Here is a 13166-nt window from a genome sequence, read left to right on the forward strand (position 1 = left end):
CGGCGCGGCCGGGCCCCGCCTTGCGAATGCCCCGGGGGGCGCGGGCTTTGCCGGCGCCGACGATGCAAAACAACATCCGAGGAGACATAGATGAACACCACACCCACGGCCGGCCTGGACCGGCCGGTCCCGCTGCCGGGCGATACGCCGCTCGACGCCGCCAGCGAGGAGCACCGCATCATCGGCATGCTGACCCGCAAGCTGATTCCGTTCCTGGCCCTGATCTACGTGGTGGCCTACATCGACCGATCGGTGGTCGGCTTCGCCAAGCTTCACATGAATGCGGCGGTGGGCATCAGCGATGCATCCTACGGCCTCGGCGCGGGGCTGTTCTTTATTGGCTACTTCCTCTGCGAAGTGCCCAGCAACCTGGCGCTGGAGCGTTTCGGCGCGCGCCGCTGGTTCGCGCGCATCCTGTTCACCTGGGGCGTCATCACCATGGCGATGGCCCTGATCAACAGCGCCACCAGCTTCTACGTGCTGCGCTTCCTGCTTGGCGCCGCGGAGGCCGGCCTCTATCCCGGCATCCTGTACTTCCTGACCAAGTGGTTCCCGATGCGGCATCGCGCCCGCATCATCGGCCTGCTGGTGTTGGCACAGCCGGTCGCGCTGATCGTCACCGGGCCGATCGCGGGCTGGCTGTTGTCGACCACGGGGGTGTTCGGCCTGTCCAACTGGCAGACCCTGTTCGTGCTGAGCGGGCTGCCGGCGGTGCTGCTGTGCCTGCCCACGCTGCGCCTGCTGCCCGAGTCACCTGCGCAGGCACACTGGCTGGCGCCGGCGGACCGGGCCTGGATCGAGCGCGAGCTGGCGGCGGACCGGTCGGCCTACGCGCTCAAGTCGCATGGCAACCCGCTCAGCGCGCTGAAGGACAAGCGCGTGCTGCTGCTGTCGCTGCTGTTCCTGCCGTTCCCGCTCAGCATCTACGGCCTGTCGCTGTGGCTGCCCACCATCATCAAGCAGTTCGGCGTGACGGATGCCACCACCGGCCTGCTGTCGGCGGTGCCTTACCTGTTCGCGGTGGCCGGCCTGTACCTGGTGCCGCGCCATTCCGACCGCAAGGGCGAGCGCTACTGGCACATCATCGTGGTCTCCGCCATGGCGGCGGTCACGATGGCGGCCAGCGCCTGGTGCCAGACGCCCGCGCTGCAGTTCTTCTTTATCTGCCTGACGGCATTCTCGATCTATTCGATCCAGGCGGTGGTGTGGGCGTTGCCGGGCGAGTTCCTGACCGGCGCCAGCGCAGCGGTCGGCATTGCGACGATCAATTCCCTGGCCAACCTCGGCGGTTACCTCGGCCCTTACGGTATCGGGCTGATCAAGGACGCCACGGGCAAGCTTGCCTCCGGCCTGTACTTTCTTGCCGCCATGCTGGTGTTCGCGGTGATCATGACCTTCGTGGTGCGCGCCGCGCTGGAGACGCCGGCAAGGACCTGATCCGGGTGTTGGCCTGCTACGCCGGAGCTTATGCCGGAGCGCTTTGCGTGGCGCTCCGGCACCGTGGTGCCTACAGTGCCACGAAGACCGCTCCGTTTTCCACCTTCACGCTGTACGCCTGGATGTCGCTGGTCAGCGGCTCGCACATCGCCCGCCCGGTGCGCACGTCGAACTTGCCCTGGTGCAGCGGGCATTCGATTTCATGCCCGTCCAGGAAGCCGTCGCACAAGCGCGCGTTGCCATGGCTGCAAGCGTTGTCCGTGGCATAGATCTCGTCGCCCACGCTATACAGCGCAATCTCCTTGCCGAGCGCGCTGACCGCCACGACATCGTCCCTGGGGATTGCCACCAGGGGAATTACCTGTGTCCATTGCTTTGACATGGTTCGCCTCAAGTTCAGGAATCAGATCGGGTAGATGAATCAGATCGGGTAGATGATGGAATTCGCGATCATCTCGCTGTCGAAGACGCATAGCTTCGACTCGAATTTCAGCCCGTCCTCCGTGCGCCGGATCACGTCGATATAGCGGCCCACGTTGTACACGGTGGACAGCCCGTCCGGCTTGGTGCGAAAGACGGCGTAGCTGGCCTCGGCCTCGATCCGCTCGGGGCCGGCCTTCAGGATGCGCGGGATGCCCACCACGTGCCGCTGGTAGTACGGGTCATGGAAGATGGTCTCGGTGGCGCCGTAGATGCGGTCCTTGAGCATGCCGCGGCTCTCGAAGGAGAGCGTGGCGAGCGGGAAGCCGTGCTCATGGTTCTCGCGCGGCTGGAGCTTGTAGACGCATTCCTCGGTGAAGAAATCGGGCCACTTTTCCCATTCGTTGTTGTCGAGCGCGGCCGCATAGTCCGCGTACAGCGCGAGCAATTGCGTGTAGGTTTCAAAGTCGAGCATGTCTCAGGCCTCCATCACGCGGCGCCAGTAGTCGTACATGCCGCGGATCAGCGTCTCGGTCACCATATGGTCCGTGTTGCCGATCTCGCGCCCGCCCAGTTCCGCCACCGTCCGGTGGAATGGCTTTTGCTCGAAGCCTTGCTGGGAAAACTCGATCACCTCGCCGTCGTCCGCCGAGACGAAGCCGGCCGGACCGAACAGGTTGGCCTGGCGCAGGCGGCGCCGGGTCATGTCGGCATCATCGTCCTCGAAGCCGAAGTGCGTCCACACGAAGTTGAAGGTGCCGTGGCCGGCCGGCTGGATATGGCGCGTGGAGACCGAGTTGACCTGCTGCTGGATGATCACGCTCGGGAACAGCGTCATCATCACCGCCGTGGGCGCCCCCCACCAGGCTTCCGGCACCACGTCGAGGAAGCGGTCGTCGTGCAGGCTCATCTGTTCCTTGAAGCTCGACACGCCGCTGGTGACTTCGCCCTTGCCGCCCTGGCCGCGCGTCGAGATCATTGCCGCATGGCGGAAGTGCTCGTCCATCTTGAGTTCGGACTTGTTGTCGGCGCGCCAGAGCCCGAAGGTGACGAACCAGGTGTGCAGCAGTCCGGGGTGGTACGGGTCCTTGATGTTCTCCTGCATCAGCTTCCAGTTGCCCGGGATCTGCTGGCGGCTGTAGCCGAGGATGGTCAGCTTGCGGCCGTCGAAGACCCGGTCGAAATAGGCCAGGATGGCCGGCCCCAGGTAGTCTTCAAGCGGCGGCACCTCGTGGTCGAACGAGGCGAAGATCACGCCGTTGCGGTGTGCCACCTTCAGCTTGGTCAGCCCGTGCTCCTTCGGGTCGAAATCGGCGGGCATGCCGCCGTTGACCTTGCCGTCCAGCTTCACGCCGCGCCGGAACGGCACGCCGACCAGGTTGCCCTTGAGGTCGTAGTTCCACTGGTGATAGGGGCAGGTGAAGTCCTTGCGGTTGCCGGACCGCTCGCGGCAGAACTGCACGCCGCGGTGCGCGCAGACATTTTCCACCACATGGATATCGCCGTCCGCCGCGCGGCTGGCAATCACGGAGCGCTCTCCCACCACGGTGCGCTTGAAGTCGCCCGGGTTGGGGATTTCCGCCTCCAGGCCGATGTAGCACCAGTGTCCCGAGTAGAAGAAGCGCTCCAGCTCCTGGCGGTAGATGTCCTCGTCGGTATAGGCCCAGAAGGGAATCCGGCTGGATCCCTCGTCCTTCCATTCCCGTTTCCGGAATGCGATGGCTTGCTCGCGCATGTTTTGTCTCCGCGATGTTTGTGGTGGGTGGCTTACCTGCATTACACGCCGCTGGCATGGAATGCGTCGGCATGGATGTGTTCGGGATCGATGCCTTTCTGCCTGAGCAGGATGGAAGCGGCATCGACCATGACCGGGGCGCCCGCCACATAGGCGCGCCAGCCGCGCAGTTGCTCCCAGTCGTCGGCCACCGCCTTGGTCACCACGCCGCCCCGGAAGCCGTTGCCGTCGCTGGCCGATGCCACCACGACGTGCACCTGCATCGCCGCATGGCGCGACTGCAGCTCGCGCAGCCATGCCAGGCCATAGACGTCGGCATGCGTGCGCACGCCGAAATACACATGCACCGGATTGCGCATGCCGGCGTCCACCATGCCGCGCAGGATCGACAGGATCGGGGCCAGGCCGGTGCCGCCGGCGATGCAGACCACCGGGCCGTCGAACTTGCGTCGCAGATACGCGGTGCCCAGCGGGCCGCTGACACGGATGGCATCGCCGAGCTTGAGCTCCGACGCGACATACGAGGTGACGCGGCCATCCGGCACCAGCCGGACGTGGAATTCCAGTTCGTCCGCGCCTTGCGCCACCGCCATCGAGTAGGGGCGGACATGGTGCGGCGTGAACTGCAGCGTGGCGTACTGTCCGGGCTAGAATTCGAGCGGCTTGGGGATGCCTACGCGAATCCGCTTGATGTCGTGCGTCAGGTCCTCCAGGCCGATCACCGTGCCCTTGAGGGTCTTCGCCGGATGTACCACCACTTCGTCGAGTTCCGGGATTTCGATCGCGCAGCTTTCGACCAGGGTGGTCTGGCATGCCAGCACCGACTGCCCCGCGGTCATGGGCGCACGGGAATCCTCGGGGCCGGCAACCAGCGCCTGGCCGGCAACCACCTTGCATCTGCAGGTGCCGCATCGTCCGGCCATGCAGCTATAGGAAATGGGCACCTGGTTGGCCCGCAGCACGTCCAGCAGGTTATCGCCGGCATGCGCGTGGAGCGTTCGCTCCAGCGGGTGGACGGATACTTCCATGGGGCATGGTCTCCAGATCTTGTTCGACTGTGGCTGGTATATTGGAGCCGCTGGTAGAATAAATAAATAGAAAGAGAGTGATACGTGATATCACTACCAGTGATAAAAGGAGGCAAGATGGAGTTGCGGGAAATCGACCTGAACCTGCTGGTGGTGTTCAATGAACTGCTGCGCCAGCGCCGGGTTTCCGCGGTGGCCCAGACGCTCGGCATATCGCAGCCGGCCATCAGCAACGCACTCAACCGCTTGCGCAAGCTGCTTGGCGACGAGCTGTTCCTGCGCACCGCCAAGGGGATGGTGCCCACGCCGTTCGCGGAGAATCTCGCCGAGCCGATCGGCTTCGCGCTCGGCGCCATCCACAACACGCTCAATGCGCAGTCCGCCTTCGAACCGGCCACCAGCACGCGCAGCTTTACCATCGCCATGACGGATATCGGGGAGATCTATTTCCTGCCGGACCTGATGAAGCGGCTGTCAAAGGTGGCGCCCGGCGTGACCATCAGCACGGTGCGCAACCATACGGTGAACCTGCGCGAGGAAATGGAAAGCGGGCGCGTGGACCTGGCCATCGGCTTCATGCCCGACCTCAAGGCGGGCTTCTTCCAGCGCCGGCTGTTCCGGCAGCGTTATGTCTGCATCTTCCGCAAGGGGCACCCGCTGGCGCGCGAGGGCATGACCGTCAAATCCTTCAGCAGCGCCGAGCATGTGGCGATCGTGGCGGCGGGCACGGGCCACAGCATGGTGGATGAAGTGATCCAGCGCGCGGGCGTGCCGCGCCAGGTCCGCCTGCGCGTGCCCCACTTCGTGGCCGTGGGCCATATCCTGCAGACCACGGACCTGATGGCGGTGGTGCCGGAGGCCTACGCGGAGCGCACCCTGAAGCCCTTTGGGCTGGAAACAGCGCCATGTCCGGTGAGGATCCCCGACATCGTGATCAATGTGCTCTGGCACGCCAGGAACAACCGCGAGCCAGCCAGCCAGTGGCTGCGGCAACTGGTGTTCGAGGAGTTCTCCAGGTAGGCCTGCGCCATGCTCCCGTGCCCGGCGGGGCCTGGACCGGCCCGGACGTTACGTAACGCGTAACGGACAGGGAGGGGCGCCGGCGCCTGTCAGGAGCACCCGTCGAGAAGCGCCCGCTCTCCCGAGAAGTCAGACCTGGTGCGGGTTTCCGCGCTGCGTGAGCGGCCGCCCCGCGTGCGCGCGAAGACCCTGAAAAAAGCGGGCATGACAATTGCGGTTGCGCTGTGTCCCGAGAATGACCGCAATCACATGAGAGGTATGACAGTGCGCAATCAGCAGCTTTTCCTTGGTTTCACATTAGGCGCCCTGGTGGTGCTTGGCGGCTGCGCCAACGGATCCGACGGTGCCATGGGGGCGACAGGCGCCACGGGCAATGCCGGCGTCGCGGGCACCAGCGGAAACGCAGGCGCGGCAGGTAACTCCGGTGCCAAGGGAGACACGGGTGCCGCCGGCGCAAATGGTACGGCAGGTGCCACGGGAGCCACAGGCACTACTGGAGCAAACGGCGGCACGGGAGCGACGGGTGCCACTGGCGCAACAGGTGCCGCCGGCGCGACGGGTGCCACTGGCGCAACAGGTGCCGCGGGCGCGACAGGTGCCACTGGCGCAACGGGTGCCGCGGGCGCGACAGGCGCCACCGGAGCGACAGGCCCCGCGGGTCCCACCGGCCCCTCAGGCGCCACGGGGCCGTCGGCAATCAATCAGCTCGGCACTGTCATCGGCGGCGTGGGCACGGCAGTGGGTGGTCTGGGGACCGGCCCGCTGGCGGCCGTCACCGCGCCGGTGGGCTCCGTGGTCAGCCAGGCTGGCGGTCTGGTTGGCGGCCTGGGGCCGCAAGTCCTCACGGATCCGGTGAAGCAGGTCACCGGTACCGTCAGCCAGGCGATCGTTCCGCTCACCTCGACGCTGACCGGTGCAACGCAGACCCTTGGCACGGCGACCGGCTTGGGCCCGCTGGCCAACAACCTGCTCGGCACCGTGGGCGGTACCGTGGGCACGGTGGGGAACGCGCTTACCCGGACCAACGCGCCGGTGGTGTCCGGCGTGGGGGGTATCGTCACGACTGCCGGCACGGCGGTCGCCGCGCTGGGCGGCGTGGTCAACACGCCCGGCGGGAATGCCGGCGGCGGACCGCTGGCACCGGTTACCGGCCTCCTCGGCGGCCTGCCGGGAGGGCTGACGGGAGGGCTGGCGCCCGGGAGCGGGTCTGGTTTGCTCGCGCCGGTCACCAACCTCCTCAGCGGTGGCCCCGGCACGGTGGCGAACGGCGCGGGCAGCGGTCACGGCGCGCCGGGCGGCGCCCTGGCGCCGGTCGCCGGCCTGGTGGCAGGCGTGACCGGTGCCGTCAGCCAGGGCAGCGCGGGCGGCGCCAACGGACTGGTCGGCGGCTTGCTTGGCAACCTGACAGGCGGGCTGACGGGCACCAAGCCCTGAAGCGGCTGCGCCTTCGTTCAGGCCCCCAGCACTTCCCCGCACACTGACAACCAGGCGCGCGCCGCATGCGACAGGTAGCGGCCCGGCGACCAGATATGGGCCAGCGCCCAGTCCATGGCTGGCTCGGCCAGGCGTGCCACGGCCAGCTTGTCGTGGATGTGGAGCTTGGCCAGTAGCGGTTGCGGCAGGAAGGTGGTGCCCAGGCCGGCGGCCGCCATCGAGGCAAGGAAGTCCCAGTGCCCGCTTTGCGCCACCACGCGTGGTTCGATGCGGGCGTCCAGGAAGGCTTGGCGTAGCTTGCGCGTCAGCGAAAAGTCTTCCGTCAGCATCAGCAGGGGTTCGTCCCGCAGCGCCGCCAGGGTGACGGTCTTGCCCTTGGCCCAGCTCGCCTTGCGCGGTCCGGCCACCCAGATCGGGTACTTGGCGAATTCACGGGTGGCAAGGGACAGGCCGCTATCCCCGGGCAGCACGGTGGCACCGACCTCCAACTCGCCGCTGGCCACCTGCTGTTCCACCAGATGGCCGCCATGCTCGGCCAGGCTTAGCTCCAGGTTGGGATAGCGCTGGCGGAAGGCGCTGACGGCGGGCGAGAAGAACAGGTTGGCCATCGGCGGAATGCCCACCGTAAGCTGGCCGCGGCCGAGCGAGGACAGGTCGGCCACTTCCAGCGTGAGCCGGTGCACCACGCCCAGCGCCTCCTGCCCCCGCTCGTACACCACGCGGCCCACGTCGGTCAGGTGCACCTGCTTGCCCTCGCGGATCAGCAATGGCTGGCCGACCTCGTCTTCCAGCTGGCGTACCATTTTGCTGATGGTGGACTGGGTGACGTATAGGGAGGTTGCGGCCTGGGTGAAGCTCTTCAGGCGCACGGTTTCCACAAAATAGCGCAGGGCGCGGATATCGATGGGCACAGGGCACTTCCTTTGCCATGAAAAAAGCGAATAGGGTTTGTAATTTTAAATCATGTTCGGAATGGCCGCCAGTTGGCTACACTTTGCTTTCACGCTGTTCCCGACGCGATGCGGGGCAATGGCCGGCGGTGCCGGTCCGCCCCCCGCTCTGGCCGGGTGCCTTGTATGTGGCCCGGAAGCGTACCTGGAAGCCAAGGAAGACAAAATGAACGCCCGTGCGCAAACGCGCCCAAACGCCATCGCCGCCCCCCGTGCGATGCGCCTGTGTCCCGCTGCATCCGCCGCCAGGCGGAATCCCTAGCCCGCGGTTCCCGCCGAGCGGCCTGGCCGTTCCTATTCATCGCCCCTGTTCACCCGCGTGCCGCGCTGGCGTGAACGCATAGAGCGCCCCCATCAAAACAACAACAGGTTTGCGTCATGGCTAGCTGGCCGAGCGCACGGCAGTGGCTCTTTTCGCTGAAGGCGTTTGCCGCCTCGATGCTGGCGCTCTATATCGCGCTTGCGCTGGGTTTGCCCCGCCCTTACTGGGCCATGGCAACCGTTTACCTCGTGTCGCACCCGCTGACGGGCGCGACCCGCTCCAAGGCGGCCTATCGCGTGGTGGGCACGCTGCTCGGCGCGACCGCCGCCGTGGTCACCGTGCCCTTGCTGGTCAATGCGCCGGTATTGCTGATGGGGGCGATTGCGCTGTGGACCGGCGCCTTGCTCTATCTCTCGCTGCTGCAGCGCACGCCGCGCAGCTATGTGTTCCTGCTGGCGGCCTACACGCTGCCGATCGTGGCGCTGCCGGCCGTCACCGCGCCGGCGCAAGTCTTCGATATTGCCGTCGCGCGCATCGAGGAGATCGTGATCGGCATCGTGTGCGCCGGCATGGTGGGCGCCATCGTGTTTCCCGCCAAGGTGGCGCCGGCGCTGCGTGCGAGGTCCGCCACCTGGCTGGCGGATGCGGCGCTCTGGGCCACCGACATGCTGTCGGCCGACCCTGACGCCAATGCCACGCGCCACGGCAGCCGCCATCGGCTGGCCGCCGATATCCTCGCGCTGGACCAGTTGATCGTCCAGCTCTCCTATGACACGGAGAGCGCGGACACCCTGCGCCACGCGCGTGCCCTGCGCGAGCGGATGACGATGCTGCTGCCGGTGCTGTCGTCGCTGGCGGGCCTGTTGCAGGCGCTGCGGCAGCATGCGGCGGGCATCCCGGAACACCTGGCGCGCCATATGGCGGAGATGTCCTCGTGGATCCGCGCGGGCTTCGACGGCCCGGCGCCGGCCCTGGAGCCGGCGGCCGGGCCCTGGGCGGAATACGGGCGGGCGCCGGGCTGGCACGCCGGGCTGGTGGCCACCGCCAACGACCGGCTGCGCACGCTGGCGGAACTGTGCGAAGACTGCCATGCCCTGCAGCGCGGCATCGGCGACCGGGGAACCGGCGCCGATGCGCTACCGGTGCGCCCCGGCGACCGCGGCGCGCGGGTGGAGAAGGCCGAGCGGGCGCACCACCACGATCACGGCATGCTGCTGTTCTATGCCTGCTCGACCAGTCTCGCCGTGTTTTGCGCTGGACTGCTGTGGATCGCCTCGGGATGGGAGGACGGGGCCGGCGCCGTCGCGGTGGCGTCGATCACCTGCTGTTTCTTTGCCACCATCGAGGAGCCCCGCCCCGTGGCGCACACCTTTATGCGCTGGAGCACCTTTTGCTTCGCCGTCTCGTCCTTCTACCTGTTCCTGGTGGTGCCGAACGCGCATAACTTCGAAACGCTGGTGGGCATGCTGGCGCTGCCCTACATGGGCATCGGCATGCTGATATCCCGGCCGGGCTTCAACCTGATCGCCATGCTGCTGTCGGTCAACACGGCGTCCTTCGCCAATGTCCAGAGCATCTACGACACCAATTTCCTCGCCACTTTCAATGCCAGCCTCGCCAGCATCGGCGGCATGCTGTTCGCGCCCTTGTGGGCCATGACGACCCGCCCGTTCGGCGCCCGCGTGGCCGCGCACCGCCTGATCCGCGCCAGCTGGAAGGACCTGGCGCAAGCCGCCACGCGGCGCGAGTCTCCCGGGCAGGCGAAGCTCGGCGGCCGCATGCTGGACCGGCTCAGCCAGCTGGTGCCGCGGCTGGCGGCCAGCGACGACAAGATGTCCAGCGATGGCTTTGCCGAATTGCAGGTCGGCTTTGGCGCGCTCGCGCTGCAGCGCAATCTGACGCTCCTGAGCCCGGCCGCGCGCCGGGCGGTGACCCGGGTGCTGAACGCGATCGCCGGGCATTTCCGCGCGCGGCTGAAGGCAGGGCATGCGATGGCGCCGCCCGCCGCGCTGGCCGACCGCATCGACAAGGCGATCCTGGCCGTGTCCGCGCACGCGGATGGCAAGGGCGGCGTGGGCGACGCGCTTGCCGTGGGCGAAAGCGCGCGCGGCGCAATGGCCGCGCTGATCGCCCTGCGGGTCGCCCTGTATCCGGCGGAGCCGGCGTCAGCAGCGATGACGCGGCTTGCCGAGCCCGCGCCGCCGGCGTCCGTACCGTCCCCGCTGCCTTTGCCACTCCCGGCGCCTGCCCACACCAAATGCTGACAGCTGAAATCGACGTCTACGGCGTCTTCGTGCCCAGCCTGCTGGCCCTGATGTTCCTCACCTTCGTCATCACCGCCGGCATGCGCGCGGTGCTGGCCCGCGTGGGCTTCTACCGGCTGGTCTGGCACCGGTCGCTTTTCAATCTCGCCCTCTATCTGCTCGTGCTGGGCGGCGTGGTCGCCCTGGCCCGCTGGCTGCAATCATGAAATTCAAATTCCGCTCCCTGGGTCCCGTAGTGCTGACGTTGCTTGCCACGGTTGCCGCCCTGTTCGTCGCCAAGCATCTGTGGGACTACTACACCGTTGCGCCATGGACGCGCGATGGCCATGTGCGCGCCGACGTGGTGCAGGTCGCGCCCGATGTCTCCGGGCTGGTGACCCGGATCCTGGTCAAGGACAACCAGCGCGTGCAGCGTGGACAGGTACTGTTCGTGATCGACCAGGACCGCTACCGGCTGGCGCTGCAGCAGGCCCAGGCCAGCGCCGCAGCGCAGCGCGCGGCGCTGGCGCAGGCGCGCCGCGAGGCCGCCCGCAACCGCACCTTGTCCGAGGTGGTCGCCACCGAGGTCGTGGAGGAAGGGCGGGCCAGGGTGGAGCAGGGCGAGGCGGCCCTGGCGCAGGCCGAGGCGGCGGTCGGCCTGGCAAGGCTCAACCTCGCGCGCACCAGCGTGGTCAGCCCGGTGGACGGCTATCTGAACGATCGCCTGCCGCGCCTGGGGGACTACGTCAGCACGGGCCGGCCGGTCCTGTCGATGGTCGATGCGAACTCCTTCCACGTCGAGGGATATTTCGAAGAGACCAAGCTGCATGGCATCCGGATCGGCAGCCCGGTTGCCGTGCGCATCATGGGCGAGCACACCATGCTGCACGGCCATGTGCAGAGCATCGCCGCCGGTATCGAGGACCGGGACCGCAGCAACGGCTCCAACCTGCTGCCCAACGTGAACCCGACCTTCAACTGGGTGCGGCTGGCGCAGCGCGTGCCGGTGCGGATCGCGCTCGACGACGTGCCCGCGACCGTGCAACTGGTATCGGGCCGCACGGCGACGGTGTCCGTGAGCGAGCCGCGCAAGGTTGCCGGCCTGCGCCAGGCGGGCGCCTTGCCGGAGGCGATGCAGTGAACAAGCTCCACTTTGCGCAGCCGGCATGGATGGCAGCGGTCCTGCCCTTGCTGTTCGCCTGCACCACTGTCGGCCCCGACTACCACGTGCCGGAGCAGGCCGTGGCACGCGCGCCCGAGGCCAACGGGCCGTTGCTCGGCACGAAGGATGCCGCCATCTCGGTGGCGCCGGTACCGGACGACTGGTGGCGGCTGTACGACGATGCCAGGCTCGACAAGCTGGTCCGGCAGGCGCTCGCCGCCAATACCGATCTGCGGGTGGCCGCCGCCAACCTGCGGCGTGCCATCGCGATCTACCACGAGGTGGAATCGGAGAACCTGCCGCAGGCGGCGGTCTCCGCCAAGGCCGAGCGCGCGCAGGTCGCGGGCGAGAGCTTCCTGCTCAAGGAGAAGGTGCCGGTCTTCAACCTGGGCGACTTCGGCTTCTCCGTTTCCTACCTGGTGGACTTTTTCGGCAAGCTGGCGCGCGCCGACGAGGCCGCCCTGGCCAGCGCCCAGGCCAGCCAGGCCGCGCTCGATATGGCGCGTGTCAGCGTGGCAGCGGAAACCGTGCGCGCCTATGTGCAGGGCTGTGCCGCCATGCACGAACTGGAAGTCGCGGAGCACCAGCTCGCCCTGCAGGCGCGCGGTGTGGAGATTGCCGGCAAGATGGTGGCCGCCGGCCGCGGGCAGCCTGTGGACATGCTGCGGGCACGGGCGCAGGCCGAGACCTTGCGCGCCGCCTTGCCGCGCTTCAAGGCAGAGAAGGAGGGCGCGTCGTACCGGTTGGCGGTCATGCTCGGCAAGCCGCCCGCCGGGCTGCCCGAGGCCGAAACCGAGTGCAGCGAGGAGCCCCGGCTGCGCCAGCCGCTGCCGGTGGGGGATGGCGCCGCGCTGCTGAAGCGGCGGCCCGACGTACGGCAGGCGGAGCGCGAGCTGGCCTCGGCCACGGCGAAGATCGGCGTAGCCACCGCCGATCTCTATCCCTCGATCCGCATCGGGGCATCGGCCGGCCTGAGCGGCATCCTGAGCGATCTCGGCACGGGCCCCACGGCGCGCTGGGGCATGGGCCCGCTACTGACCTGGAACCTGCCGACCAATGGCGTGCGGCCACGCATACACGCCATGGAAGCCGGCGCCGACGCGGCGCTGGCCCGCTTCGACGGCGTGGTGCTGAAGGCCTTGCAGGAAACCCAGGGCGCGCTCAGCGCCTATACGCGGGAGCTGGAGCGCAACCAGTCCTTGCGCGTGGCGCGCGACGATGCCGATGAAGTGGCCCGGCAGCACCGGCGGCTATACCAGGCCGGCCGCACGCCGTACCTGTCCAGCCTCGATGCCGACCGTACCCTGGCCGGGGCCGAGGCGGCGCTGGCGGCATCGGACAGCCAGGTTGCCATGGACCAGATCAATCTCTTCCTGGCCCTCGGCGGAGGCTGGCAGAACAGCCCGAAGGTGGAGGAGCACGAGACGGTGGAACGCAAGGCGGGCGGGAACCACTGAGCGGCCTGGGGCGAGCCG

Annotated in this window: 11 protein-coding genes and 1 pseudogene; 7 read left to right on the forward strand and 5 right to left on the reverse strand. The window is 67.8% G+C overall.

Annotation, left to right across the window (positions count from 1 at the left end; genetic code table 11):
• Nucleotides 1-90 precede the first annotated feature (90 nt).
• Nucleotides 91-1437 (forward strand): MFS transporter, encoded by a 1347-nt coding sequence (locus tag AC3FOF_RS04385; RefSeq protein WP_017229276.1) that lies wholly within the window; start codon nucleotides 91-93, stop codon nucleotides 1435-1437.
• 70 nt (nucleotides 1438-1507) lie between these two features.
• On the opposite strand, the gene AC3FOF_RS04390 is transcribed toward AC3FOF_RS04385, so the two are convergent.
• The 4 genes and pseudogenes from AC3FOF_RS04390 to AC3FOF_RS04405 form a co-directional block, all read right to left on the reverse strand.
• A complete protein-coding gene (locus tag AC3FOF_RS04390; RefSeq protein ID WP_488725876.1) occupies nucleotides 1508-1819 on the reverse strand; it encodes a non-heme iron oxygenase ferredoxin subunit in 312 nt (103 codons plus the stop codon).
• Nucleotides 1820-1858: 39 nt separating this feature from the next.
• Complete coding sequence (locus AC3FOF_RS04395; protein ID WP_017229274.1) at nucleotides 1859-2332, reverse strand: nuclear transport factor 2 family protein; 474 nt, start codon at nucleotides 2330-2332, stop codon at nucleotides 1859-1861.
• A gap of 3 nt (nucleotides 2333-2335) precedes the next feature.
• A complete protein-coding gene (locus AC3FOF_RS04400; protein WP_488725877.1) occupies nucleotides 2336-3592 on the reverse strand; it encodes an aromatic ring-hydroxylating dioxygenase subunit alpha in 1257 nt (418 codons plus the stop codon).
• Nucleotides 3593-3633: 41 nt separating this feature from the next.
• A pseudogene (locus AC3FOF_RS04405) lies at nucleotides 3634-4620 on the reverse strand (2Fe-2S iron-sulfur cluster-binding protein).
• 117 nt (nucleotides 4621-4737) lie between these two features.
• Here AC3FOF_RS04405 and AC3FOF_RS04410 point away from each other — a divergent pair.
• Both AC3FOF_RS04410 and AC3FOF_RS04415 read left to right on the forward strand, forming a co-directional pair.
• Nucleotides 4738-5640, forward strand: coding sequence for a LysR family transcriptional regulator (locus AC3FOF_RS04410; RefSeq protein WP_276263910.1), 903 nt, complete (start codon nucleotides 4738-4740; stop codon nucleotides 5638-5640).
• 348 nt (nucleotides 5641-5988) lie between these two features.
• The gene (locus AC3FOF_RS04415; protein WP_488725921.1) at nucleotides 5989-7074 is read left to right on the forward strand and encodes a collagen-like triple helix repeat-containing protein; all 1086 of its coding nucleotides are present in this window, start codon (nucleotides 5989-5991) and stop codon (nucleotides 7072-7074) included.
• 17 nt (nucleotides 7075-7091) lie between these two features.
• Here AC3FOF_RS04415 and AC3FOF_RS04420 read toward each other — a convergent pair whose 3' ends face one another.
• Nucleotides 7092-7985, reverse strand: coding sequence for a LysR family transcriptional regulator (locus AC3FOF_RS04420; RefSeq protein WP_276263909.1), 894 nt, complete (start codon nucleotides 7983-7985; stop codon nucleotides 7092-7094).
• Nucleotides 7986-8402: 417 nt separating this feature from the next.
• Here AC3FOF_RS04420 and AC3FOF_RS04425 point away from each other — a divergent pair, with 417 nt between their 5' ends.
• Genes AC3FOF_RS04425 through AC3FOF_RS04440 form a run of 4 tightly spaced genes read left to right on the forward strand, consistent with a single transcriptional unit; the run spans nucleotide 8403 to nucleotide 13148 of the window.
• Nucleotides 8403-10550 (forward strand): FUSC family protein, encoded by a 2148-nt coding sequence (locus tag AC3FOF_RS04425; protein WP_488725878.1) that lies wholly within the window; start codon nucleotides 8403-8405, stop codon nucleotides 10548-10550.
• Nucleotides 10544-10756, forward strand: a complete 213-nt coding sequence (locus AC3FOF_RS04430) for a DUF1656 domain-containing protein (protein ID WP_430869496.1) — start codon at nucleotides 10544-10546, stop codon at nucleotides 10754-10756. The genes AC3FOF_RS04425 and AC3FOF_RS04430 overlap by 7 nt, the downstream gene beginning before the upstream one ends.
• Nucleotides 10753-11670, forward strand: coding sequence for an efflux RND transporter periplasmic adaptor subunit (locus tag AC3FOF_RS04435; protein WP_488725879.1), 918 nt, complete (start codon nucleotides 10753-10755; stop codon nucleotides 11668-11670). Before AC3FOF_RS04430 ends, AC3FOF_RS04435 begins: the two co-directional genes overlap by 4 nt.
• A 29-nt stretch (nucleotides 11671-11699) precedes the next feature.
• The gene (locus tag AC3FOF_RS04440; RefSeq protein ID WP_488725922.1) at nucleotides 11700-13148 is read left to right on the forward strand and encodes an efflux transporter outer membrane subunit; all 1449 of its coding nucleotides are present in this window, start codon (nucleotides 11700-11702) and stop codon (nucleotides 13146-13148) included.
• The last annotated feature ends 18 nt before the right edge of the window (nucleotides 13149-13166 follow it).

Source organism: Cupriavidus sp. 96C5-1 (genome assembly GCF_057798855.1).

Bases quoted from the DNA above. Each gene is read 5' to 3' on its own strand.
- AC3FOF_RS04425 (WP_488725878.1), top strand. From the start codon at position 8,403: ATGGCTAGCTGGCCGAGCGCACGGCAGTGGCTCTTTTCGCTGAAGGCG.
- AC3FOF_RS04385 (WP_017229276.1), top strand. From the start codon at position 91: ATGAACACCACACCCACGGCCGGCCTGGACCGGCCGGTCCCGCTGCCG.
- AC3FOF_RS04390 (WP_488725876.1), bottom strand. From the start codon at position 1,819: ATGTCAAAGCAATGGACACAGGTAATTCCCCTGGTGGCAATCCCCAGG.
- AC3FOF_RS04395 (WP_017229274.1), bottom strand. From the start codon at position 2,332: ATGCTCGACTTTGAAACCTACACGCAATTGCTCGCGCTGTACGCGGAC.
- AC3FOF_RS04435 (WP_488725879.1), top strand. From the start codon at position 10,753: ATGAAATTCAAATTCCGCTCCCTGGGTCCCGTAGTGCTGACGTTGCTT.
- AC3FOF_RS04415 (WP_488725921.1), top strand. From the start codon at position 5,989: ATGGGGGCGACAGGCGCCACGGGCAATGCCGGCGTCGCGGGCACCAGC.
- AC3FOF_RS04410 (WP_276263910.1), top strand. From the start codon at position 4,738: ATGGAGTTGCGGGAAATCGACCTGAACCTGCTGGTGGTGTTCAATGAA.
- AC3FOF_RS04400 (WP_488725877.1), bottom strand. From the start codon at position 3,592: ATGCGCGAGCAAGCCATCGCATTCCGGAAACGGGAATGGAAGGACGAG.
- AC3FOF_RS04430 (WP_430869496.1), top strand. From the start codon at position 10,544: ATGCTGACAGCTGAAATCGACGTCTACGGCGTCTTCGTGCCCAGCCTG.
- AC3FOF_RS04440 (WP_488725922.1), top strand. From the start codon at position 11,700: ATGGCAGCGGTCCTGCCCTTGCTGTTCGCCTGCACCACTGTCGGCCCC.